The organism is Mesorhizobium sp. CA4, from assembly GCF_020165075.1.
Lineage (GTDB): Bacteria > Pseudomonadota > Alphaproteobacteria > Rhizobiales > Rhizobiaceae > Mesorhizobium.
In genome coordinates, this window is record NZ_JAIUHK010000020.1 from 47,666 (window position 1) to 72,353 (window position 24,688).

Sequence of the window (24,688 nt, forward strand, 5' to 3'; positions counted from 1 at the left end):
GTCATCACGACGTCGCGGCCTTCTGTTCATGAGCAAGAAAAGACGGAATCGGACGGATCGACATGCAAAACCTTTGGAATGACGCCGACGCGGAAAAGATGGTTGCCGACTATGCCAGGAAGGGCGTCGGCCGCGACCTTGCGCTGCGCGTCTACACGACCCGCCTGCTCGGCGGCGAGCCGCGCCTGGTGCTGCATGGCGGCGGCAACACCTCCTGCAAGACCAAAGCCACCGATCTCGTCGGCGACGAATGGGACGTGCTCTGCGTCAAGGGCAGCGGCTGGGACATGGCGGTCATCGAGCCGCAAGGCCTGCCGGCGGTGAAAATGGGCGCGCTGCTCAAGGCGCGCTCCCTGGACAAGCTCTCCGACGAGGACATGGTGGCGCTGCAGCGCTCCAACCTCATCGATCCATCCTCGCCCAACCCGTCGGTCGAAACGCTGCTTCATGCCTTCCTGCCGCACAAGTTCGTCGACCACACGCATTCGACAGCGATCCTCGCCATCGTAGACCAGGAAGACAGCAAGGCACTGGTGAAAAAGGTGTTCGGCGACAAAATGGGTTACGTGCCCTACATCAAGCCGGGCTTCGACCTCGCCAAGGCTGCGGCGGAAATCTTCGACGCCGACCGAAAAGTCGAGGGCCTGATCCTCGACAAGCATGGCATCTTCACCTTCGGCGACGATGCCAAACAGGCCTACGACCGCATGATCCACTATGTGACCATGGCCGAGGACTATGTCGCCAAAAACGGCAAGCCGCAGCCGGCCAAGGCAGCATTGCCGGCAAAGCTCGCCAAGCCCAGCGACATCGCGCCGACGCTGCGCGGCGCCGTTGCCGTGGCGCGCGGCGAAGGCCGCTTCGACCGCATGATCAGCGACTTCCGCACCTCGGACGCGATCGTCGACTTCATCAATTCCGCCAAGATCGCCGAGTTGGCCGGGCGCGGGGTATCGACCCCGGACCTGTCGATCCGCATCAAGACCGGACCGATGGCGGTACCGGCGCCCGACGCCGACAAGCTCGGCGACTACAAGGCTGTCATCCGCAGCCATGTCGATGCCTTCGTCAAGGACTACACCGCCTATTTCGAGACCAATGACGCGCTGGACGATGTCAAGCGCACCATGCTTGACCCGATGCCGCGCCTGACGCTGGTGCCGGGCCTCGGCATGTTCGGCCATGGCCGCACGCTGAAGGATGCCAAGATCGCGTCGGATGTCGGCGAGATGTGGATCGAGGCGGTGCGCGGCGCCGAAGCGATCGGCAAATTCCATCCGCTCTCCAAGGCCGACCTCTTTCCGCTCGAATACTGGTCTCTCGAGCAGGCGAAGCTCGCTTCCAACAAGCCGAAGCCGCTGACGGGCCAGGTCGTGCTGATCACCGGCGGCGCCGGCGCCATCGGCGCCGCGACGGCAAAACTGTTCGCGGCCAATGGCGCGCATGCCGTCATTGTCGATCTCGACCCAGCCAAGGCAGCGGAAGCGGCGAAGGCGGCCGGCAACAACTCGATCGGCGTCGGCGCCGACATCACCAAGCCGGCCGAAATGCGCGCTGCCTTCGACAAGGCGGTCGCGGTCTATGGCGGCGTCGATATCCTGGTCTCGAATGCCGGCGCCGCCTGGGAAGGCCGCATCGGTGAATTGGACGACGCGACGCTGCGCAAAAGCTTCGAGCTCAATTTCTTCGCGCACCAGTCGGCGGCGCAGAACGCGGTGCGCATCATGCTGGAACAGGGCACGGGCGGCGTTCTCCTCTTCAACACCTCCAAGCAGGCGATCAATCCCGGCCCGAAATTCGGCGCCTACGGCATCCCGAAAGCCGCGACATTGTTCCTGTCGCGGCAATATGCGCTTGACTACGGCGCCTACGGCATCCGCTCCAATGCGGTCAACGCCGACCGCATCCGCTCGGGTCTTCTGACCGATGCGATGATCGCCAGCCGTTCCGGCGCGCGCGGCGTGTCTGAAAAGGAATACATGTCCGGCAATCTGCTCGGGCAGGAAGTGACGGCCGACGACGTCGCGCAGGCCTTCCTGCATCAGGCGCTGGCCGAGCGCACCACGGCGAATGTGACGACAGTGGACGGCGGCAACATCGCGGCAGCGTTGCGCTGAACATTTAGGCATGCCTTGGAGCGGTCCTTCGTTTCGTGAAAACGAAGAGCCGCTCCATGTCCCTGGTTGACGCAGTTTGGGATCGAGGCTTTTCACGCTTCTGCTGAGGAACTGCTCGAACCCGTCAAAATCCACACCAATCCTTCGCGTATTGCTCAGCCAGTTTAAGGGCGCCTCGTGTTTAGCATGCGGGGCTCCAACCCTGATCATTGGTGGAGCTCCAGATGGCGGCGAAAAGACTTCGTATTGGCGTGCTCTTCGGCGGGCGCTCCGCCGAGCATGAAGTATCGCTGCTTTCAGCAACCAACGTCATGGCTGCCTTGGAGCCGGCGAAATACGATGCCGTTCCGATCTTCGTCACCCGCGAAGGGCAATGGCTGCAGAGCCGCTTCGAGGATGGCGCGCTGGCGACGCCGTCGGCCGGCACGCAGCTCTGCCTGGTGCCGGGCGGCCATGGGCGGATGCTGGCGATCCCGGCCGGCGGGGCACCCCACGACCTGCCCGCCATTGATATCCTGTTTCCGGTCCTGCACGGTCTGCATGGCGAGGACGGCGCGGTGCAAGGCCTGGCCGAGGTGGCACGCGTGCCGCTCGCCGGCTGCGGCATACTGGGTTCCGCGACGGCGCTCGACAAGGATATTGCCAAGCGGCTGCTGAAGGCGGCCGGACTGCCTGTGGCGCGCTCGGTGACGATCGGTGAAGGTGCGGCGCCTTCGCTCGCCGAACTGGAAGACCAGCTTGGCCTGCCGCTGTTCATCAAGCCGGCGCGGCAGGGCTCGTCGGTCGGCGTCGCAAAGGTCAACGCCAGCCAGGAATTCGATCGGGCCCTGACCGAAGCCTTCCAGCATGATCGCAAGCTGCTGGCGGAGGAATTCGTCCGTGGCCGCGAGATCGAATACAGCGTGCTGGAGAGCCCCGCGGGCGAACTCTTCGTCTCGCGGCCGGGCGAGATCGTGCCCGCGGAGAGCCACGGTTTCTACGACTACAACGCCAAATATATCGACGAGAATGGCGCGGCCTTGATTGTGCCAGCCGAGCTGCCGCAGGAGGTCGAGGATGCCATGCGCGATATGGCCGCAAGGGCGTTCAGGGCGCTCGGCTGCGATGGCATGGCCCGCGTCGACTTCTTCCTGATGCCGGACATGAATTTTCTGATCAACGAACTCAACACCATTCCCGGCTTCACCAACATCAGCATGTACGCCAAGGCCATGGCGGCGAGCGGCGTCAGCTATCCGGAGGTCATCGACCGTCTGGTGGCGCATGCGCTGGCGCGCGCCGGCCGGTGAAAAAGACCTGAGGATACGAAATCTCCGCAGCGGCCAGTTGGCCATGTCGCCGCGTCACTCCGGCAGGCCAGCCTTGCGGAAGCCGTCGACGAAATGCTCAAGCGTCGCGTCGTCACGAAACGGCTCCGTCTCGACCCAGCGCTGCGTGGAGAAATGCGGATTGCCGACGAGGAACAGCGCGACCTCGGTGCGCGCCTCGTCGAGACGGCCGAGCTGCGCCAGGCTTGCCGCGAGGAAGCGGCGCGAGGAGGTGCGGTACGTCTCGTCGCGGCGCAGCGTCTCGACGGCGGCTTCGTAGTCGCGAGCCGCATACTGCGCCTGGCCGAGCGTCAAATAATACCAGCTCGGCGGAAACGGGTTCAGCCGGAACGCCTTGCGGATGTGTTCGAGACTCAAGTCCACCTGCCCGGCCAGCACCTCGATGTCGGACAGGGTCGCCCAAATATCGGCCTCGTTCGGATCGAGCTCGATCGCCTTCGCGAACTCAATTTCGGCCTGTTCGAAATCGCGTTCATAGGCGAGCAAATTAGCCAGCACCCAGCGGCAGCCGGCATCGTTCGGGTCGATCGCCACGGCCTTGCGCGCCAGTTCCAGGGCCGTGCTGCGGGTGGGCTCGAATGGCTCGCCCCAATGCACCCAGTCCATCCAGTGGTTCATGGCGAGCCAGCGATAGGCCTCCGCGTAGTCGGGATCGAGCGAGATCGCGCGCGTCAGCATCAGATGCGCTTCGCGCGCCATTTGCGGTGACTCGTCGAACAGTTTTCGCGCCCGCACGACGAGATCATAGGCTTCGAGGTTCTTCGGCCGGTTGCGCTCCGGCAGCGCGCGCAGCCGCCCGAGCAGCGCCTCGACGATCTTGGCCGTCGCCTCGTCCTGAACGGCGAAAATGTCCTCAAGGCTGCGATCGAAACGCTCCGCCCAGAGATGCTCGCCGCTCAGCGCGTCAATCAGCTGCGCGTTGATGCGCACGCGCCCAGCGGCACGCCTGGCGCTGCCCTCCAGCAGGTAGCGCACGCCGAGTTCCCCGGCGATGGCGCGCACGTCCATGGCCTTGCCCTTGTAGGCAAAGACCGAGTTGCGCGCGATGACGAAGAGGCCCGGGATCCGGGAGAGATCGGTGATCAGGTCTTCGGTCAGGCCGTCGGCGAAAGAATCCTGCTCGGGATCGCTGCTCAGATTGACGAAGGGCAGCACAGCGATCGACGGCTTGTCGGGCAGCGGCAAGGGTTTGCGCGTAGCGTCGGGCTGTTCAACCGTACCGGTGAAGCGATAGCCGACGCGCGGCACCGTGGCGATCCACTCGCCGCCACCGGTCGCCGGGCCAAGCAGCTTCCTGAGCTGCGCGATCTGGACGGTGAGATTGCCTTCTTCGACCGCGGTGCCCGGCCAGGCTGCATCCATCAGCTCGGCCTTGGCCAGGATTTCGCCCGGACGCGCGACGAGCGCTTCCAGCAGCTTCAGCCCGCGGTGACTGGCGGCGATGGGAACATCGCCCCGGAGCAGCGTTCCGGCGCCCGGATCAAGCACGAACGGTCCGAAAGCGAAGCGCGATCCCTGCATGCGGCGATCTATAGAGCAATTCCAGGAAAATTGTGAAGCGGTTAAGTTCGGCGACTTCGCCGTAACCCTCCGTCCGAATTGCGTAAAAACAAAGGGATAGAGCGGTTCGCCGTTTCCGTGAAATGGTGAAACGCTCTAACGATTTGGAAGTTTTGAGAACTATTTGGGAGGGCTTAATTACGCCGCCAGCCGGCTGCGGCACACTGCAATCTCAATCAGGTCACGGGTCCTCAAACCCTCTACCGCATGGAGGTTGCCATGAACAATATCCTTGCGCCTTGCGCACCTTTGGCGGCACGCTCAGCCGAGATGAAGGGCCGCCGGCGCTACGGCCTCTCAGCTTTGCGCAGCCTCATCGCCGAGCGCCGCAAGCAGGCCTATTTCCGCTTCGAGCTCAAGCGCATGGCGACAGACAATCCGCATCTGATCGACGACATCGGGCTGACGAGGAAAGAGGTCGAGGCGGAGATCGCCAAGCTGCCCTTCTGGCAGCGATAAGACCGCCTCGGACCGGCTGAAAAGACAGAGAGCGGCCCATTGGACCGCTCTCTTCATCAGAAACAGCCAGAACCTTACTTGGCGTTCGGGTTCGGCATCCAGGCAGGCATCGCGACGTCGGCATGGGCGAATTGCGGCAGCTTGGCCGACAGGTCTTCCATGTTCTTGATGTCCTTGTCGATCAGCTCCTTCTGGGTGATCAGCGTCGGCGGCACGATGACGTTGTGGCCGGGATCCTCCCCGGCAAGCAGCTGCGCCAGCGCGCGCACCGAGACCTGGCCGACCACCGCGGGATTGGTGGCGGCGGTCGCCGCCCAGGCGCTGTCCGGTTCGCGCATCGCGGCGATGTCCGAGGTCGAGATGTCGGCCGAATAGATCTTGATCTTCTTGTTCAGCCCGGCCTCATCGACGGCGATCTTCACACCCTTGGCGAACTCGTCATAGGGGGCGAACATCACGTTGATGTCGGGATGCGCCTGCAGCACCGAGCGCGCCTGATTGGCGACGGAGTTGGCGATCGGATTGTCGAGCGTACCGAATTGCGCGACCTCGCTGATGCCCGAATATTTCTTCTTCACCTCCACCCAGGTCTCGTTGCGGCGGTCGAGCGGAGCGATGCCGGCAACATAGACATAGCCGGCCTTCCAGCTCTCGCCATTATCCTTGACCGCCTGCTCGAGCGCCAGCTTGGCGAGGTCTTTGTCCGACTGCTCGATCTGCGGGATCTTCGGGTTCTCGACATTGACGTCGAAGGCGACGACCTTGATGCCGGCATCGACCGCGCGCTGGGCGGCGTCCTTCATCGATTCCGTCAGGCCGTGCTGGATGATGATGCCCTGCACGCCAAGCGCGATCGCCTGGTCGACCATGTCGGCCTGGAGCGCGGCATCCTGGCGGCTGTCCAGCACGCGCAGGTCGACGCCGAGCGCCTTGGCCTGCGCCTCGACGCCGGAGAGATAGGCCTGGAAGAAGTCGCCTGTCGACAGATAGCGCACCAGCGCGATCTTGACGCCGGGCTTGTCGAACGGCGCCGGGCGGTCCGCAGCCAATGCCGTGCCCTGCATCAGCAGCGCCGCGCCGGCGAGGCCGAGTGCCGCCTTTCCCAAAAGTCTTCTTGTGATGCTCACTTCGTTTTCCTCCGTTTTGTCTTAATGCCCGGTCGAAACTATCTCTTGCCCCTGCCGGAAAGGGCGAAGGTGAAGACAAGGGCGACGACAAGCACCGCGCCCTTGACGAAATCCTGCGTGTAGTAAGGGGCGTTCATCATCGTGAGGCCTTGCAGCAGGACGCCGACGAACACCGCACCGACGGCCGTGCCGAAGGCGTTGGGCTTGGCGGCGCCGAGCACCGCGTAGCCGATAAGCGCGGCGGCGACAGCGTCGAGCAACAGATTATTACCCGAGGCGATGTCGCCGCGTCCAAGCCGGGCGGCGAGCAAAATCCCGCCGATCGAGGCAAAAACTCCCGAAATGACATAAGCCCAGATTTTGTATGCCTTGACAGGCGCGCCGGCGAGTTCGGCCGCCCTCTCGTTGCTGCCCACGGCATACATCATGCGGCCGAAACGGGTGTATTCGAGGAAAAACCAGATCAGCGCCGCGAGCACGACGAGCACGACGACCGAGACCGGGATCAGGTTCGGAATGAAGAAGTCGATGCGGTGGCGGCCAAGCGCCAGGAAGGCTTCCGAAAACTTGCCGTTGGCGACCGAGCCGTCGGGCATGGTCATGCCGGTGGCGATCGAGCGGCCTTCCGTCGGAATGCGCTGCAGGCCGAGTAGCAGGAACATCATCCCGAGCGTGGCCAGCAGGTCGGGCACGCGCATATAGACGATCAGCCAGCCATTGATCAGGCCGACGATGACGCCGATGACAAGGCAAGCGATGACGGCGACGATCGCGTTCTGCTCCAGCACGACCATGGCATAGGATGCCGCCATCATGGCGCTGGTGGCGACCGAGCCGATCGACAGGTCGAAGCCGCCGACGACGAGCGTCGCGGTGACGCCGAGCGCCAGCACGCCGGTGATGGCCACCGACTGGAAGATGAAGACGGCGCTCTGAGGCGACGCAAAACCATCGGCGGCAACTGCGAAATAGGCAATCAGCCCGACCAGCAGGACGATGAAGCCGTAGCGGATGGCGTAGTCGCGCAGTGTCATCGAACGCTCCCGCGCCGTTGCCTTGCCCGCCAAACTGGAACTCATGCCTGCACTCCGGGTCTCGTCATCCTCACGATCTCACGCAGCACTGTGCAGCGGTCCGCCGGCCACTTCCGCCAGCAGCCGATCGAGATCGATGTCATCGTTGCGGTGCTCGCCGACGATCGTGTGTTCCGACATCACCAGGATGCGGTCGGCGGTCTCCAGCGCCTCGTCGAGCTCGGTGACGAAGATCAGCGTCGCGCGGCCGTCGGCGCTTGCCCTCAGCTTGGCGGCGATGTCGCGACGCGCCGAAATGTCGACACCCTGGAAAGGCTCGTCGAGGATGAAGAGGCGCGAGGCCTGCGACATCCAGCGCGCCACCATCACCTTCTGCTGGTTGCCGCCGGACAGCGCGGAGAGTTCGTCCTCCTCCGAGCGGCAGACGATGCCGAGCTCGTCGATCTGGCGGCGGGCGGCGATGCGCTCGGCGCGCTTCCTCATGACGCCGAAGCCCGACATGCGCTTGAGGAACGGCAGGCTGATGTTGCGTTCGATGTTGAAGCCGCCAACGATGCCGCTCGCGGCGCGGTCCTTGGCGACCAGGAAGACGCCGGCGGCGATCGCCTCGCGCGCCGAGCCCGGCGCGTAGGGCTTGCCGTCCATGTGCATGGTGCCGGCAAGCGGCCTGCGCACGCCGAACAGCGTTTCCGCCAAAGCCGTCTTGCCGACGCCGACCAGGCCGGTGATCGCCACCACCTCCCCGGCGCCGAGCGTCATCGAGATCGGCCGCGAACCTTGCGCCAGCCGCAGGCCTTCGGCGGTGAAGACGGCTCGGGCCGAGCTTCTTGCAACCACCTTGTCGAGATGGATCTTGCGGCCGAGCATGGCGTTGACCGCGCCCTCATAGTCGAGCGGCTTCCGGTCGAAGACGCCGGAGACGATGCCGTCGCGCATCGACACGATGCGGTCGGCCAGCCGCCTGATGTCGGACATGCGGTGCGAGATATAAAGGATGGCAACGCCCTGCCCGCGCAGCCGGTCGATGAGCGAGAACAGCCGGTCGGCCTCGGCGCTCGACAGCGAAGAGGTCGGCTCGTCGAGGATCAGGACCTTGGGCCGATGCGCCATGGCGCGGGCGATGGCCACCATCTGCCGATCCGCCAACGACAAGTCGCTGACGCGCGCCTTGAGGTCGATGACGAGCCCCATGCGGTCGGCGACAGCCCTGGCTTCGGCTCGGACATTGGCAGGCTTGAAAAGCAACGACGCGCCTTTGCCGCTCAGCCGGTCGAGCGTCAGATTGGTGGCGACGTCGAGGTCGGCGACGACGCCGTCATTGATGTTCTGGTGCACGGTGACAACGCCGGCGCGAATGGCTTCGGCGGGGGTTTGCGGGTCGAAGGCCTTGCCGGCGAGCCGCATCGTGCCGGCAGCGCGCGCATAGACGCCGCTGACGATCTTGACCAGGGTGGATTTGCCGGCGCCGTTGGCGCCCATGAGCACGGTCACCTCGCCCGCAAACAGGTCGAGCGAGATGCCGCCAAGCACCTCGTTCTGGCCGAAGGATTTCCTCAGGCCGTCCACATGGAACACGGCATCTGCGCCCATCCGTTCCTCCCGGATCATGACGCTATGGGCTCATTCGGCAATTGTCAACACGATTGACATTTGCCAGCGTGCTTCCTAGCTTGGCCCCGCCGCCGTGGCTCCGCTATCGTCGGAAACCACGTGCAGGAGGGAGAGCATGACCGGGAAGTTCGAAGCATTATCGGTGGAAACGCTGCCGAAGCGCCTTGGCGACACCGCGGCCCTGACGGAGCGCATCGGCAAGGACACCAGCCGCTGGAAGGTACAGGAGGTCGGCGATGGCAATCTCAACCTCGTCTTCATCGTCGAAGGCGACAAGGGTGCCGCGGTGGTCAAGCAGGCGCTGCCCTATGTGCGGCTGGTCGGCGACAGCTGGCCGCTGCCGCTCAAACGCTCCTTCTTTGAATATCATGCGCTGACCAGGCAGGAGCGCCGTGCGCCCGGCTCGGTACCGGCGATCTACCATTTCGACGAGACCCAGGCGTTGATCGTGATGGAGTATCTGGCGCCGCCGCACGTCATCTTGCGGCGGGCGCTGATCGACGGCCGCGAATTGCCGAATATCGCGCGCGACATCGGCCTGTTCATGGCCCGCACGCTGTTCCGCGGCTCGGATCTGTCGATGGTAACGAGGGAGCGCAAGGCCGACCTGGCGCTGTTCGCCGACAATGTCGAGCTCTGCGACATCACCGAGAACCTGGTGTTCTCCGACCCTTATTTCGACGCCAAGATGAACCGGCATACCTCGCCGCAGCTCGACGGACTGGTCGCCGAACTGCGCGCCGACCGCGATCTCAAGGTCGAGGCGCAGCGGCTGAAGCATCTCTTCGCCGCCAATGCCGAGACGCTGCTGCATGGCGATCTGCATTCCGGCTCGATCATGGTGACCGACAGCGAGACCCGGATGATCGATCCGGAATTCGCTTTCTACGGCCCGATCGCCTTCGACGTCGGGATGCTTCTTGCCAATTTCTGGATGGCGTTCTTCTCGCAGCGCGGCCACGAGGAGAAGGGCAGCCGCTACTCGATGCGCGCCTATCTGCTCGGCGTCACGGCCGAGACCTGGGCGACCTTCCGCGCCGAGTTCTCGCATCTGTGGCGGACCGAGCGCAGCGGCATTCTCTACCAGAGTAGCCTGTTCGAGGATCAGGGCGACCTGCTCGGCTCCGAACAGGCGCTCGACCACATGCTGCATTCGATCTGGACCGACCTGCTCGGCTTTGCCGGCATCGAGATACACCGGCGCATCCTTGGGCTGGCCCACAATGCCGATTTCGAGACCATTGCCAATGCCGATTTGCGCGCCAGATGTGAGGCCAAGGCTTTGCGCTTCGGACGCCATATCGCCGTCAACCGACGCCAGATCCACAGCATCGACGAGGTCAACAATCTGGCCGCGCGGATCGAACAGGAGAAGAGCCTTTGAACGTCGGCGAACGCCACTACCGCACCATCTGGCTCAGCGACGACAAGCGCTCGGTCGAGATCATCGACCAGCGCTGGCTGCCGCATGAGTTCCGCATCGAAAAGATCGGAAGCGTCGCCGGCATCGCCACCGCGATCCGCGACATGTGGGTGCGCGGCGCGCCGCTGATCGGCGTCACCGCAGCCTATGGCGTCGCCGTCCAGATGATGGACGATCCGTCGGACGAAGCGCTCGACACGGTATGGGAGACGCTGCACAAGACACGGCCGACGGCTATCAATCTGCGCTGGGCACTGGACGAGATGCGCCGGTACCTGAAGCCGCTCGCGCCGGAGGAACGCGCTGAAGCGGCCTACAGGCGGGCCGCGGAGATCGCCGATGAGGATGTCGGGCTGAACCGCGCCATCGGCGAAAACGGGCTTGCGATCATCAGGCAGATCGCGGCGAAGAAGAAGCCGGGCGAGAGCGTCAACATCCTCACCCATTGCAATGCGGGCTGGCTGGCGACGGTCGACTACGGCACCGCCACCGCGCCGATCTACCTGGCGACAGAAGCCGGCATTCCAGTGCATGTCTATGTCGACGAGACCAGGCCCCGCAACCAGGGCGCCCAGCTGACCGCCTGGGAGATGGCCGGGCACGGCGTGCCGCACACACTGATCGTCGACAATGCCGGCGGCCATCTGATGCAGCATGGCGACATCGACATGGTGATCGTCGGCACCGATCGCACGACCGCCAATGGCGATGTCTGCAACAAGATCGGCACCTATCTGAAGGCGCTGGCCGCCGCCGACAACGACGTGCCCTTCTATGTCGCGCTGCCCTCGCCCACCATCGACTGGACCGTGGCCGACGGGCTGAAGGAAATCCCGATCGAGGAGCGCTCCGGCGACGAGGTTTCGCTGGTATGGGGCAAGATGGCCGACGGAAAGGTCGCGCAGGTGCGCGTCTCGCCGGATGCGACGCCAGCGGCCAACCCGGCCTTCGACGTGACGCCGGCAAGACTGGTGACCGGGCTGATCACCGAGCGCGGCGTGGCCAAGGCCTCGCGCGAAGGGCTGAAGGCGATGTTTCCCGAGCGCAGCTAATCTCCCCTCTCATGGGGCAGATTAGCTAGTCGCCAATTGACAGCACCACCCTGCTCTCCCATAAAACCCGCGTCAAAGTTCTCAGGGCGGGGTGAAAGTCCCCACCGGCGGTAAGAGCCTCGGCTCAAGCCCGCGAGCGCCTTCCGGCCTATCGGAAGGGTCAGCAGATCCGGTGCGATTCCGGAGCCGACGGTTACAGTCCGGATGGAAGAGAACGATCGCAGGAGACGGTCCGCTCGCGCGGGCGGTGTTTTTTGCGTCGTGCGTCCTGGTTCTGGTTCGAAACGGAAGGAAGGACCCATGAATCAGCATTTCCCCAAAGACCCTACTGTCCGTCATGTCGCCGTCATCCGAGCGCGCTGGCATGCCGATATCGTCGACCAATGCGTGCAGGCCTTCGAGGCGGAGCTTGCCGCGCTCGGCGGCTTCGCCGTCGAGGTCTTCGACGTGCCGGGCGCCTACGAAATCCCGCTGCATGCCAAGACGCTTGCAGAGACCGGTCGCTACGCCGCGATCCTCGGCACCGCCTTCGTCGTCAATGGCGGCATCTATCGCCACGACTTTGTGGCGCGCGCGGTCATCGACGGGATGATGAATGTGCAGCTCGCGACCGGCGTGCCGGTGCTGTCGGCCGTGCTGACGCCTCACAACTACCATGACAGCCCCGAGCATCACCGCTTCTTCCATGAGCATTTCGCCGTGAAGGGCAAGGAAGCGGCGAAAGCCTGCGTCGAGATCCTCGCCGCGCGCGAAAAGATCGCCGCCTAAGTCCGAAAGCGCCTGATTTCAGCACTGCAACAAGAATTGCGGCCGAAAAGGCTGCGAAAGGTTGCGGTAGATGCGAAATCCCGCCAGAAGCAACGAGGCCGCCCGACGCCCGGGCTGCCTTTTCAAACACGGGCTCGAACCAGATACGGGAGACTATTCGTTGGCTCGCATCACACTGAGACAATTGCTCGACCATGCCGCCGAACATGGCTATGGCGTGCCTGCCTTCAACATGAACAATATGGAACAGGGGCTCGCCATCATGGAGGCGGCCGAGGAGACCAAGTCGCCGGTCATCCTGCAGGCCAGCCGCGGCGCGCGCGCCTACGCCAATGACGTGGTGCTGGCCAAGCTGATCGACGCGCTGGTCGAGATCCATCCCGACATCCCGGTCTGCATGCATCTCGACCATGGCAACAACGAAGCGACCTGCGTCACCGCCATCCAGTACGGCTTCACTTCGGTGATGATGGACGGCTCGCTGAAGGAGGACGGCAAGTCGCCGGCCGACTACGCCTATAATTCCGGCATCACGCGCCGTGTCGTCGATATGGCGCATTGGGGCGGCGTTTCGGTGGAAGGCGAGATCGGTGTGCTCGGCTCCCTGGAGAGCGGCGGCGGCGAGCAGGAAGACGGCCACGGCGTCGAGGGCGCGATCAGCCACGACCAGCTTTTGACTGATCCGGTGCAGGCCGAGCAGTTCGTGCGCGACACCCATGTCGACGCGCTGGCCGTCGCCATGGGCACCAGCCACGGCGCCTATAAATTCTCGCGCAAGCCGGATGGCGCGGTGCTGGCGATGAACGTGATCGAGGAGATCCACCGCCGCCTGCCCAACATGCATCTGGTCATGCACGGCTCGTCCTCGGTACCCGAGGAGTTGCAGGAGATCATCAACAAATATGGCGGCCAGATGAAGCCGACCTGGGGCGTGCCGGTAGAAGAGATCCAGCGCGGCATCAAGCATGGCGTGCGCAAGATCAACATCGACACCGACAACCGCATGGCGCTGACCGGCGCGATCCGCAAGGTGCTGACCGAGAACCCGTCGGAGTTCGATCCGCGCAAATATCTGACGCCGGCGATGGCGGCGATGAAGAAGCTCTGCAAGGAGCGCTTCGAGCAGTTCGGCACAGCCGGCAACGCGCCGAACATCAAGCCGATCCCGCTAGCCGACATGGCCAAGCGCTACAAGTCGGGCAGCCTCGACCCGAAATTCGGCTGAGCCAAATTTCCCGCGGCCGACCAAATCCGGTCGCGGGAACACTTTCAGCCGGGCGGTTCGCGGAACCGCATCCCGGCAGATCGGTTCCTGCCCTGACACGCCCATGCCCAGGCAAGGGGCGCTTCATGAGCAAGGATCGCGACAAGGAAGGCCGGGTCATTCCGGGCAAGATGCTCGACAGGGTGAGACCATCCTGCGCACGCGCGCACGCCGCATCATTTTTATCGCCGGGCTTGTCGGCATCGTCGTGCTGGCACCGGTGCTAAGCATCGCCGTCCGGTGAAGGACCGTTCGCGCCCCGGGATCGAACCCCCCCGGCCACGGAACCATCGGCGGCCAAGCCTAGTTGAACGTTCCAGGACGCAACGGAGGGGCTTAGGCCGCCCTGATCGACGATGTTCGAGCCGCTTTGCTGCGACATGCCGCTTCATCCAACCTGGCCGGACCTCGTCGCGCGGTTGTTGGCGACACTGGTCGCAGGTTTTCTCATCGGCTTGAACCGCGAAGCGCGCGGCCACTCCGCCGGATTGCGCACGACAATCCTGGTCGGCCTCGCGGCATGTGTGGCCATGATCCAGGCCAACATGCTGCTCGATGTCTCCGGCAAAGGGCCGGACTCTTTCGTGCGCATGGACGTGATGCGTTTCGCGCTCGGCGTGCTCACCGGTGTCGGCTTCATCGGCGGCGGCGCCATCCTGCGGCGCGGCGATCTCGTCACCGGAGTCACCACCGCCGCCACGATGTGGATCATGACCATGATCGGGCTGGCCTTCGGCGGCGGTCAGTTCGGCCTCGGCGCGATCGCGACGGTGCTGACACTGGTGACGCTTCAGGGCTTGAAGTGGGTCGACCTCAAGATTTCACGCGACCACAAGGCGATCCTGTCGGTCTCATGGCCGAAAAACTCCCCACCCGACCTCCAGGGCATGATACGGACGCTCGGCTACGAGGCTCGCCTTGTCAGCATGGAGCACGACCCCAGCGGCAACCGTTTCGTGTTTTCCTTCCAAATCCGATGGAAGCAGCCGGAAGCGGACCAGCCCTCGACCGACGTGCTGGGCGTGGTCGGCGAGCATTGCACGGTCGAGCGGTTCGATATGACCGGCGAGAGGTCGTTCTGAGGGGTTCACACTGCCCTGTTTCCACACCGGTGCGCGGCGGCCACGATCCCCGACCAGCACCGCCCCGGTGACGAACGACCCTTGTCGGAGGCAAGGACAGACAGCAGGATGCGATGTCCTCGGCGGTTCCCCGCCCCATGAGATGAGGGAGGTTCCCCCCGGCGAATCCGAGACGGAAAGGGGAACGCCCCAACCGATTGTCCCAGAACGCCGGAAGACAAGCCCTGCCTTCCATACCTGCCTCTTCGCTTATTAACCACGCTTCGGGGCAACGTGAACGCCGTTCATTTTTTTCTTGAACGGCGTTCACGATGTGCTATGGTGCATCCTTGAACGATGTTCAAGGAAATGTATCCAACCTGAAACAAGCCTGTGCCGAGCCACACTCACCCTGAAACGAAAGGATCATATCGATGCTCGCCGACAATCAAGTCCGCAAACAGTCGAGTGCCTGGAAGGCCCGGAAGCCGATCATGGGCGACAGATTCCAGGCACCAAGAAGAAGAAATAAATGGATTGGATTGAATCGCAGTAACGAAGCTTAACGGCTTTCCGATAAACAAGGCTCAAACCGCGCAAGTGTCCGCCAGTCCAATCGGATTGCCAGCCGGACTTGCCCAATGGAAGTTGCCATGAACACCCATCTGATGATGTCGCGGCGCTTCGCGCCTCTCTTCTGGACGCAATTCCTCTCGGCCTTCAACGACAATTTCCTGAAGAACACGCTGGTGTTCCTCATTCTCTTCACGCTGGCGAAGGATCAGGCCGCGTCGCTGGTGACGCTGGCCGGCGCTGTCTTCATGACGCCCTTCCTGCTGCTTTCGGCGCTTGGCGGCGAGATCGCAGACCGCTTCGACAAGGCGCTGATCGCGCGCCGCTTGAAATTCACCGAGATCGCCGCGGCCGCCGTCGCCGTCCTCGGCATCGCGCTGTCGTCGATCCCGGTGCTGATGACGGCGCTCTTGATGTTCGGCATCATCTCGGCGCTGTTCGGGCCAATCAAGTACGGCATCCTGCCGGATCATCTCGAGCGCAACGAACTGCCCAAGGCCAACGCCTGGATCGAGTCGGCGACCTTCGCCGCGATCCTCGGCGGCACCATTGCCGGCGGCGTTGTCTCCGCCGACGGCGTCGGCGTCGCGGTGTTCGGGCCGATCATGATGGCGCTGGCGGTCGGCTGCTGGTTCGTCAGCCGCTACATCCCCGCCACCGGTTCGGCCGCGCCCAACCTCGCCATCGACAAGAACATCCTCCGCTCGACCTGGCGCCAGGTCGCCGAACTGCGCACCGACACGCGCATCTGGCGCGCCGGCCTGATGACCTCGTGGTTCTGGCTGGTCGGCGCGATCGTGCTGTCGATCCTGCCGGCGATGATCAAGGATTCGCTCGGCGGCAACGAGATCGCCGTCACCGCCTATCTTGCGGTGTTCGCCGTCTCGATTGCGATCGGCTCGGCCATCGCCGCCTGGATGTCGAAAGGGCGCATGGTGCTGCTGCCGGCGCCGGTCGGCACCGCGCTGCTTGCGCTGTTCGGCCTGCATCTGGCCTGGACCGTCGGCAGCATGCAGCCTTCGCCGGAGGCCGTGACGCTTGCCGCCTTCTTCGCCGGCCCGAACACCATCCGTGTCGCCATCGACCTCGCCGGCATGGCCATTGCCGCCGCCTTCCTGGTGGTGCCGACCTTCGCCGCCGTGCAGGCCTGGTCGCCGGAAGCGCGCCGCGCCCGGGTCGTTGCCGCGGTCAGCATCGTCAATGCCGGCTTCATGACCGTCGGCGGCATCCTCGTCGCCGCGATCCAGGCTGCGGGCGTCTCGATTGCGGGCATTCTGTTCGGCCTTGTCGCGGCCAACGCCATCGCCGCCTGGCTGATGCTGAAATACCTGCCGACCAACCCCTTCCGCGACTTCGTCTCCATCCTCTTCCGCGCCTTCCTGCGGCTGGAGGTCGAGGGCATCGAAAACCTCAAGGCGGCCGGCAAGGCGCCGATCCTGGCGCTCAACCATGTCAGCTTCCTCGATGGCCCGCTGGCGCTGACGCTGACCGACGAGGAGCCGGTCTTCGCCATCGACTACACCATCGCCCAGGCCTGGTGGATGAAGCCGTTCATGAAGCTCGCCCGGGCGCTGCCGCTCAATCCGGCGAAGCCGATGTCGACCCGCACGCTGATCAAGGTCGTGCAGGGCGGCGATCCGCTGGTGATCTTCCCGGAGGGACGCATCACCGTCACCGGCGGCCTGATGAAGGTTTATGACGGCGCCGCCATGGTTGCCGACAAGACGGGCTCTATGGTGGTGCCGGTGCGCATCGAGGGGCTGGAGAAGAGCTATTTCTCGCGGCTGACCTCGCAGCATGTGCGCCATCGCCTGTTCCCGAAGGTCAAGGTGACCATCCTGGAACCGGTGAAGCTCGAAGTCGCGGAGGAACTGAAGGGCCGCCAGCGTCGCGCCGCGGCGGGCTCCGCGCTCTACCAGGTGATGTCGGACCTCGTCTTCCGCACCCAGGACATCGATAAGACGGTGCTGGAGAAAATCATCGAGACGGCTAACGAGCGTGGCATGAAGGAGCTCGCCGTTCAGGATCCGGTCACTGGTTCGCTGAGCTACGGCAAGCTGCTGACGGCCGCCGCGGTGCTCGGCGAGAAGTTCGAGCATCTCTATGCCGGCCAGCAGACGCTGGGCGTCATGCTGCCCAATGCCAATGGTGCCTGCGCGGCACTTCTCGGCGTGATGTCGGCCGGCAAGGTCCCGGCGATGATCAACTTCACCGCAGGTGCAGCGAACATCCTGTCGGCCTGCAAGGCGGCCGAGGTGCGGACCGTGCTCACCTCCCGCACCTTTGTCGAACAGGCAAAGCTCGGGCCGGTGGTGGAGGAGATCGGCCGCTCGGTCGACATCGTGTGGCTCGACGATCTGCGGGCCACGATCGGCCTCAAGGACAAGCTGCTCGGCCTGTTGCGCAAGACGACACCGCGGGTGGCGCGCAAGGCGGACGATCCGGCAGCGATCCTGTTCACCTCGGGCTCGGAAGGCACGCCCAAGGGCGTGGTGCTCACCCATCGCAACATCCTGGCCAATGCCGCCCAGGCCGCCTCGCGCATCGACTTCCATTCGGGCGACAAGGTGTTCAACGTGCTGCCGATCTTCCACTCCTTCGGCATGACGGCGGGCACGGTGCTGCCGCTGATCTCCGGCGTGCCGGTCTATTTCTACCCCTCGCCATTGCACTACCGCATCGTGCCGGAACTGATCTATGCCTCGAACGCCACGATAATCTTCGGCACCGATACGTTCCTTTCGGGCTACGCCCGCACGGCGCATCCGTACGACTTCCGTTCGGTGCGCTACTGCTTCGCCGGCGCGGAACCGGTCAAGGCCGCCACGCGCACGACCTATATGGAGAAGTTCGGCCTGCGCATCCTGGAGGGCTATGGCGTGACCGAGACCGCGCCGGTGATCGCCATCAACACGCCGATGTACAACAAGTCGGGCAGCGTCGGCAAAATCATGCCCGGCATGGAGTACCGCCTCGAGCCGGTGCCCGGAGTCGACGAAGGCGGCCGGCTCTTCGTGCGCGGCCCGAACGTCATGGCCGGCTATCTGCGCACCGAGAATCCGGGCGTGATCGAGCCGCTCGCCAATGGCTGGCACGACACCGGCGACGTCGTGACCGTGGACGACGCGGGCTTCATCTCGATCCGCGGCCGCGCCAAGCGCTTCGCCAAGATCGGCGGCGAGATGGTCTCTCTTGCGGCGGTCGAGGCGCTGGCCGGCGAACTCTGGAAAGGCTCGTTGTCGGCCGTCGCTGCGGTGCCGGACGCGCGCAAGGGCGAGAAGCTGATCCTGATCACGGAAGCGCCCAACGCCACCCGCGCCGACTTCCTGGCCTTCGCCAAGGCGAACGGCGCCATGGACCTGATGGTGCCGGCCGAAGTGCGTGTCGTGGCGAAAGTGCCGGTGCTCGGTTCCGGCAAGCTCGACTTCGCCGGCGTGAGCAGGATGGTGCGCGGCGACGAAGAACTGAAGGTCAAGGCCGCCTGACCGTGGGCGCGAACAGGCCGGCAACAAGCTCCGGCCTGTTCATTGCCAATCGCTGCCGTTCAAAAGCAACTATGACATCGCGCCCAGGGAACTGCGGGAGCGGGCGCGCATGGTGGTGCACTGAGGGCGAACTGATCCCTACCGACAGCTGCACGCGCTCCTGCGTGGCACAGGGAGCTCCTCGCCCGCAAGCCGACCAGCAGGATAAGCCTCTACATGTTGGCCGCGGTCGGGCGCACGATCACTTCGTTGACGTCGACGCCGTCGGGTTGGTCGAGCGCGAAGCGGATAGCGCGGGCGATGGCGTCCGGCGTCAGCGACTTTTGCCGCCACTCTTTCAAGGCCGCTGCGACCTGCGGGTCGCTGATGTCGTCGCCCAACTCGGTCGCGGTCACGCCGGGGGAGATGATCGTGGCGCGGATGTCGTCGTGCTCCTGCCGCAGGCCTTCGGTGATCGCCCACACCGCATATTTCGTGCCACAGTAGACCGCCGCGGTGGGCAGCACGAGATGCGCGCCGACGGACGCCACATTGACGATGTGCCCGTTTTTCTGCGCGATGAAGCGCGGCAGCACCGAAGCGATCCCGTTCAGCACGCCAAAGATGTTGACGTTTATCATGCGCGCCCACTCATCGCGCTTCAGCGCGGCAAGCGGCGACAGCGGCATGACGCCGGCATTGTTGACCAGCGCATCGATCTGCCCGAATTGGGCATGAGCGGCGTCGGCGAAAGCTTCGAAGCTCTCGGCATCCGTTACGTCGAGCTCGCGCCAGGCGACGCGTTCACCGATTTCCCCGGCCAGCGCTTTCAGACGCTCGGCGCGCCGGGCTCCGATGAACAGTCTGGCGCCGGCCGCGGCAAGCTCTCGCACCGTCGCTTCGCCGATGCCGCTCGATGCGCCGGTGATGAGTACAATTTTGTCTTTCAGTCCCGTCATGATCGGTCCTTTTTGGCTTGCGGTGACGGGATGGAAAATGGCGCCGCACAGGCGAAGACCGGTAGTGTGATCGTCCAAAGAGTTTGCACAATCCTCCAAACGAGGCGGACAAGCCTTGCAACATTCCGCGTCATGCAGATTTATGCGGCATGGAAAAAATCACCGAACTGGCCGGGCTGATTGCCCGGCATGCCAGGGATCCCGGCATTTCAAGCAGCGCGATCCCCCGGCTGACGCTCATTCGTGCCGACCGGTCCAGCGCGCCGGTGCCGGCGGTCTATGAAGCTTCGCTTTGCATAATCGCCCAAGGGTCGAAGCGCGTCTCGCTGGCAGACCAGAGCGTGGTCTATGATGCATCGAGCTATCTTCTTGTTTCGGTCGACCTGCCTCTGGTCGGCCATGTTCTCGAGGCCAGTCCGGCCGCACCATATCTATGCTGCAAGATCGACTTCGACCTCGCGGCACTTGCCGACCTGCTGGTGACGGAGCGGCGGGCTTCTTACGAGAAGGACTTGCCTGTGCTTGCGGTCTATCCAAGCGACCCGGACCTGATCGATGCCGCGAGCCGATTGGTGAAGCTACTCGATCGCCCCGAAACCATCGATGTTCTGGCCCCGCTGATAGAGCGCGAAATCCTCTACCGTCTGCTTATCGGTCCGCATGGCGCAACGCTTCGTCAAATGGGAACCGTGGATAGCCACCTGAACCAGGTGAGCCGTGCGATCGCTAAGATTCGGAACGGCTTCCAGGCGCAATTGCGGATCGACGAGATTGCCGCGGCGTCAGGCATGAGCGCGTCGTCGCTTCATGCTCACTTCAAGGCGATCACGCGCATGACTCCACTGGAATATCAAAAGCAGCTACGCCTGCAGGAAGCGCGAAGGCTGATGCTGGCCGACGGCGCCAACGCTGGCACGGCCGGTTTCGCGGTCGGCTATGACAGCCCGTCGCAGTTCAGCCGCGAATATCGGCGCCTGTTCGGTGCCCCGCCCCGTCAGGACATCGAGCGGCTCCAGGCTATGCCGGACTCCGCCGCGGCCTATTAGGCACTTTGGCTGAGCGGCGGTGCAGCTTGCACCGCCGAAGATTTCGTCAGCGCGATCGCCGGCTCAGGCCGTGTATCTTGCCATGACGGGCTGCCTCGACCACTGCGCATACCAGGTGTCGAACAGCTTGAGCTGCTGCTCGGCATAGCCACGCTGGCTGTCGCTCAGCGCATCCGTCTCATTGAAGTGCAGCCTGTATTCGGGGTTACCCTTCAGCACCATCATGTGCTTGAAATAAAGCACGAGGTCCGGACCCTCATCGAAAGAGGACAGCACGGCCAACGCCGCGTCCAATTCCTGCGCCAGCCGGCGCGCTTCGGCATCGCCCTTGGCCGCTGCCTGGCTGAGGCCCACGAGATGCAGCACTTCCTTGGGCAGGACATTGCCGATGCCGGTGATGGCGCCGGATGCTCCGCAATTGACGAAGCCGTGGAAGACGGCGGTGTCGACGCCGATCATCAGCGCGACCTCATCGTCGCGGCTGGTGATGTTTTCCGCCGCATAGCGCAAATCCGCCGGGCCGCCGAACTCCTTGAAGCCGACCAGGTTCGGATGCTCGGCGCGCAGCGCGAAGAAGAGGTCCGCGCGGGTGGCAAAGCCGTAATAGGGACTGTTGTAGATGACGGCCGGCAGGTCGGGCGCGACGGCAAGGATCGCCTTGAAATGATGGCGCTGCGCCGTCACCGACGGCCCGCGCGAGAGCACGCGCGGTATGACCATCAGGCCCCGCGCGCCGACCTTTTGCGCGTGGGCGGCGTGCGCCACGGCGCTGGCGGTGTTGACCGCGCCTGTGCCGACAATCACCGGAACGCCGGCCTTCACCAGGCGCTCGACTCCTTCCATGCGCTGCGCGTCGGTCAGCAGCGGCCAGTCGCCCATGGAGCCGCAATAGACGACGGCCGACATGCCGGCGGCGATCAGCTCGCGCCCCTTGCGCACCAGCGCGTCGAAGTCGGGAAGTCGGTCATCGGTGCAAGGCGTCATCAGCGCCGGCATGCAGCCGGAAAAAACATTGGCGGTCATCTTCGAAGTCTCCTTGAGGCAGGCATGCGGAACGACCAGTTTGGCCCGGCGCAGCACCGCTTGCCAAGCGGATAGTCGCTTTTCCGGCTGAAGAGAGCCTCAAACGGTCACCACGATCTTGCCGAACTGTTCGCCTGCTTCCAGAAAACGGTGCGCCTCGGCGATCTTCTCGAACGGAAACGTCCCGGCGATGACCGGCTTCAGCGCGCCTGCGGCGAGGCCGTCGAGGATGAAGGCCTTGGCGGCTTCAAGCCGGGCGGGATCGCCGGTGATCTCGTGGACGAGGTAGCCGCGCAGCGTCAACGTTTTCGTCAGGACATCGAACAGCGGGAACGGCGTCGGCTCGGGGCTAAGGCCGCCATATTCGATGAGAATGCCGCCGCGCGCCATCGCCGCCGTCAGCGGCGTGAAGATCGGGCCGCCGACCGCGTCGAGGACGACGCGAACGCCTTGCGGTGCGATCTTCCTCAACCTCGCTTCGATATCCTCCTCGGCCAAGGCCACCACATGCGCCGCGCCGGCATCGAGCAGCGCCATCTTTTTGGCCGACGTTCGGGTGACGGCGATCGGCACCGCGCCAATTCTGTTGGCGATCTGGATGGCGGCCAGTCCGACGCTGCTCGACGCGGCGGTGATGACGACAGGCTCGTCAGGGCCGAGACGCGCGGTATCGGCCAGTGCGCCATAGGCGGTGAGATATTGCATCCATGTCGCAGCGGCGGCTTCGAACGAGAGCGATGGCGGATGTTTCACCACAAGCTCGGCCGGGAAATTCACGAGCTCGCCATAGGCCGGCCAGCGCGCCATCGAGCGCGGCGGGATGATGCTGACCGCATCGCCCAATGCGAAGACCTCCACGCCGGCTCCCACCGCCTCGAGGATCCCCGCCGCTTCGAGGCCGAGGCCCGACGGCAGCGTCGGCGTCTCGATGTAAGAGCCGTTGCGCATCAAGGTTTCGGCGCGGTTCAAGCCCAGCGCCCTGACGCGGATCCGCACCTCGCCGGGTCCCGGCGACGGAACATCCATATCCTCGATGCGAAGCACCTCGGGACCGCCGTGACTGTGAAAGCGAACAACCCTTGCCATGCCTGAAACTCCAAACCCTACCGATGGAATGGACTATGCAGCGGTATCGAGAACCGGTAAATCGGCACACAGGCAGAACAGTCGAAACGATTGGTTTTGAATATGGATCGCCTCGAAAGCATGGAGGTCTTCGTCAAGGCTGTCGATCTCGGCTCGTTCGCGGCCGCCGCGGCGGCGCTCGACCTGTCGGGGCCGATGGTCGGCAAGCATGTCCGCTTCCTCGAAGAGCGGCTCGGTATGCGGCTTATCAACCGCACCACGCGCCGACAGAGCCTAACCGATTTCGGGCGCGCCTATTACGAGCGCTGCCGCATCGTGCTGGCCGAAGCGCAAGCGGCCGATGCATTGGCAGCCGATCGGTTGTCCGAGCCGCGCGGCGCACTGCGCGTGACGATGCCGGCGCATTTCGGTCGCCACTGCGTCACGCCGATCCTAATCGAGCTGGCACGGCGTTATCCGACGCTGGAATTGGACTTGTCGCTCAGCGATCGCTTCGCCGATCTCATTGAGGACGGTTTCGACCTGGCGATCCGCACCGGCACGCTGGATGACAGGGCCGGCATCATCGCGCGCTGCGTCGCGCGGCAGCGCATGATCGTCTGCGCGTCGCCGTTCTATATCGAAAGCTTCGGCCGACCGCTTCAGCCCGAAGACATCGCCAGCCATCAGGCGATCGTCTACCGGCGGCTCGGCCATGTGCTGCAGCCATGGCTGTTTACGCGCGACGAGGGTTCGGTCGACGAGATCGTCCCGGCCGGCCGGCTGCGGCTCGACGACCTCGACGCCATCGCCGACGCGGCAACCGACGGCATGGGACTGGCCTGGTTGCCATACTGGCTGGTGCGTGAACGCATCGAGGGCGGCACACTGGTCCGCCTGCTGCCTGAGCAACGCGACTACCTCTATGACTGCCATGCGCTCTGGCTGCAGACGCCGCACCTGCCGCTGAAAGTGCGGCTGGCCGTCGACACGCTGGCGGCGGGATTGCCAAAGATGATGAACTAGTTCTACGCCGATTTCAGTCACTGCATCACACCGAAGGCGTCAGCCCCTTCGGTAGGAACAGTATCGCCAGCATGATCGACCCGAAACCCTTCAGCATTGCGGCGGGTTTGACCGTCTATGCGGCTGGAAGTCTCATGCCTTTCACACTGTAGAGCGCAGAAGAGCCTGCATGTGTTCTGGCAGATCGAGCTCGCCGCGCGCCTCGATCTCCAGAAGATATCGGGCCTTGGCCAAGTGGTCGCCTTGCTTGACCGCCCGATAGGCGCAGATGGCCAACAGCGCCCTCTCCTCCGCTAGGCCGGCCTCGATGTGGTCACGGCTGTGGCTGCCCGTTTTGTGGACGACCTTGCCGAACGCTGCGTAAGTTGCCTTGTGCGCCTCAATCAGGGCGACCAGGTCCCTGGACGGTTGCCGGTTGCGCCTCAGCGCCTTTGTGCCGTGACCGTTTGCTGCGACGGTCGAGGCGACGACAGCGCAGCCGGAATGAAAGAGCAAGGCGCGACGGCTGATCCTGGACGTGGTGAACTCTCCTCTTCATCTCACGGCAGGCCCGAGCGGATGCCGTGAACATCATCAGCACCGTAGCACAACGGTTCGCGCATTCATGTCAGGATGGATGGCGACGAAATTGAAGTTCGAGCGAGCAGACGGCCGCCGACCGGGCCGGAGCGGGTGAAGGGATCGACATCCATATGCAGGCCGGAGCGCATCGCCGGTCTGATCGGCGG

The 24,688-nt window shown here is 64.2% G+C and carries 19 protein-coding genes and 1 riboswitch; of the genes, 11 read left to right on the forward strand and 8 right to left on the reverse strand.

The features are described from left to right. Window positions 1-62 precede the first annotated feature (62 nt). The gene (locus LB528_RS17435; protein WP_224517898.1) at window positions 63-2,117 is read left to right on the forward strand and encodes a bifunctional aldolase/short-chain dehydrogenase; all 2,055 of its coding nucleotides are present in this window, start codon (window positions 63-65) and stop codon (window positions 2,115-2,117) included. Window positions 2,118-2,341: 224 nt separating this feature from the next. Continuing rightward, window positions 2,342-3,406, forward strand: a complete 1,065-nt coding sequence (locus LB528_RS17440; RefSeq protein ID WP_224715695.1) for a D-alanine--D-alanine ligase family protein — start codon at window positions 2,342-2,344, stop codon at window positions 3,404-3,406. 54 nt (window positions 3,407-3,460) lie between these two features. Here LB528_RS17440 and LB528_RS17445 read toward each other — a convergent pair whose 3' ends face one another. Continuing rightward, the gene (locus LB528_RS17445; protein ID WP_224517896.1) at window positions 3,461-4,966 is read right to left on the reverse strand and encodes a winged helix-turn-helix domain-containing tetratricopeptide repeat protein; all 1,506 of its coding nucleotides are present in this window, start codon (window positions 4,964-4,966) and stop codon (window positions 3,461-3,463) included. Window positions 4,967-5,224: 258 nt separating this feature from the next. Between LB528_RS17445 and LB528_RS17450 the strand changes: the two genes are divergently transcribed. Then, window positions 5,225-5,464: a DUF1127 domain-containing protein gene (locus LB528_RS17450; protein WP_224517895.1), complete on the forward strand. Its 240-nt coding sequence runs from the start codon at window positions 5,225-5,227 to the stop codon at window positions 5,462-5,464. Between the two features lie 74 nt (window positions 5,465-5,538). Here LB528_RS17450 and LB528_RS17455 read toward each other — a convergent pair whose 3' ends face one another. From LB528_RS17455 to LB528_RS17465, 3 genes are all read right to left on the reverse strand, one after another. After that, window positions 5,539-6,591, reverse strand: a complete 1,053-nt coding sequence (locus LB528_RS17455) for a substrate-binding domain-containing protein (protein WP_224517894.1) — start codon at window positions 6,589-6,591, stop codon at window positions 5,539-5,541. Window positions 6,592-6,629: 38 nt separating this feature from the next. Beyond that, the gene (locus LB528_RS17460) at window positions 6,630-7,625 is read right to left on the reverse strand and encodes an ABC transporter permease (protein ID WP_224517907.1); all 996 of its coding nucleotides are present in this window, start codon (window positions 7,623-7,625) and stop codon (window positions 6,630-6,632) included. Window positions 7,626-7,703: 78 nt separating this feature from the next. Next, window positions 7,704-9,215 (reverse strand): sugar ABC transporter ATP-binding protein, encoded by a 1,512-nt coding sequence (locus LB528_RS17465; protein ID WP_224715696.1) that lies wholly within the window; start codon window positions 9,213-9,215, stop codon window positions 7,704-7,706. Window positions 9,216-9,351: 136 nt separating this feature from the next. Between LB528_RS17465 and mtnK the strand changes: the two genes are divergently transcribed. The 6 genes from mtnK (at window position 9,352) to LB528_RS17495 (ending at window position 18,862) form a co-directional block, all read left to right on the forward strand. Further along, complete coding sequence (gene mtnK / locus LB528_RS17470; RefSeq protein WP_224715697.1) at window positions 9,352-10,620, forward strand: S-methyl-5-thioribose kinase; 1,269 nt, start codon at window positions 9,352-9,354, stop codon at window positions 10,618-10,620. Beyond that, window positions 10,617-11,711 carry an S-methyl-5-thioribose-1-phosphate isomerase gene (mtnA, locus tag LB528_RS17475; protein WP_224517891.1) on the forward strand — a complete coding sequence of 365 codons (1,095 nt, stop codon included), beginning with the start codon at window positions 10,617-10,619 and terminating at the stop codon, window positions 11,709-11,711. The genes mtnK and mtnA overlap by 4 nt, the downstream gene beginning before the upstream one ends. Before the next feature lie 73 nt (window positions 11,712-11,784). Then, window positions 11,785-11,931: riboswitch (FMN riboswitch) on the forward strand. Window positions 11,932-12,011: 80 nt separating this feature from the next. Further along, entirely contained in the window at window positions 12,012-12,479 is a 468-nt protein-coding gene (locus LB528_RS17480) for a 6,7-dimethyl-8-ribityllumazine synthase (protein WP_224517890.1), read from the forward strand. Window positions 12,480-12,639: 160 nt separating this feature from the next. Further along, the gene (fba, locus tag LB528_RS17485) at window positions 12,640-13,704 is read left to right on the forward strand and encodes a class II fructose-bisphosphate aldolase (protein WP_224517889.1); all 1,065 of its coding nucleotides are present in this window, start codon (window positions 12,640-12,642) and stop codon (window positions 13,702-13,704) included. Between the two features lie 419 nt (window positions 13,705-14,123). Continuing rightward, window positions 14,124-14,825 carry an MgtC/SapB family protein gene (locus LB528_RS17490; protein ID WP_224517888.1) on the forward strand — a complete coding sequence of 234 codons (702 nt, stop codon included), beginning with the start codon at window positions 14,124-14,126 and terminating at the stop codon, window positions 14,823-14,825. 632 nt (window positions 14,826-15,457) lie between these two features. Beyond that, on the forward strand, window positions 15,458-18,862 hold the full coding sequence (locus tag LB528_RS17495; protein WP_224715698.1) for an acyl-[ACP]--phospholipid O-acyltransferase: 3,405 nt from the start codon (window positions 15,458-15,460) through the stop codon (window positions 18,860-18,862). Window positions 18,863-19,074: 212 nt separating this feature from the next. Here LB528_RS17495 and LB528_RS17500 read toward each other — a convergent pair whose 3' ends face one another. Beyond that, complete coding sequence (locus tag LB528_RS17500) at window positions 19,075-19,800, reverse strand: SDR family oxidoreductase (RefSeq protein WP_224715699.1); 726 nt, start codon at window positions 19,798-19,800, stop codon at window positions 19,075-19,077. Window positions 19,801-19,949: 149 nt separating this feature from the next. On the opposite strand from LB528_RS17500, the gene LB528_RS17505 reads away from it, so the two are divergent. Continuing rightward, a complete protein-coding gene (locus tag LB528_RS17505) occupies window positions 19,950-20,846 on the forward strand; it encodes an AraC family transcriptional regulator (protein ID WP_224517886.1) in 897 nt (298 codons plus the stop codon). Window positions 20,847-20,909: 63 nt separating this feature from the next. Here the strand turns inward: LB528_RS17505 and LB528_RS17510 are convergent, their stop codons facing one another. After that, window positions 20,910-21,869 carry a dihydrodipicolinate synthase family protein gene (locus LB528_RS17510; RefSeq protein WP_224715701.1) on the reverse strand — a complete coding sequence of 320 codons (960 nt, stop codon included), beginning with the start codon at window positions 21,867-21,869 and terminating at the stop codon, window positions 20,910-20,912. Between the two features lie 99 nt (window positions 21,870-21,968). Beyond that, window positions 21,969-22,955, reverse strand: a complete 987-nt coding sequence (locus LB528_RS17515; protein ID WP_224517884.1) for a zinc-dependent alcohol dehydrogenase family protein — start codon at window positions 22,953-22,955, stop codon at window positions 21,969-21,971. A 102-nt stretch (window positions 22,956-23,057) separates the two neighbouring features. Between LB528_RS17515 and LB528_RS17520 the strand changes: the two genes are divergently transcribed. Next, window positions 23,058-23,960, forward strand: coding sequence for a LysR family transcriptional regulator (locus tag LB528_RS17520; RefSeq protein WP_224715702.1), 903 nt, complete (start codon window positions 23,058-23,060; stop codon window positions 23,958-23,960). Window positions 23,961-24,101: 141 nt separating this feature from the next. On the opposite strand, the gene LB528_RS17525 is transcribed toward LB528_RS17520, so the two are convergent. Beyond that, entirely contained in the window at window positions 24,102-24,455 is a 354-nt protein-coding gene (locus tag LB528_RS17525) for a hypothetical protein (protein ID WP_224517882.1), read from the reverse strand. Window positions 24,456-24,688: the final 233 nt, after the last annotated feature.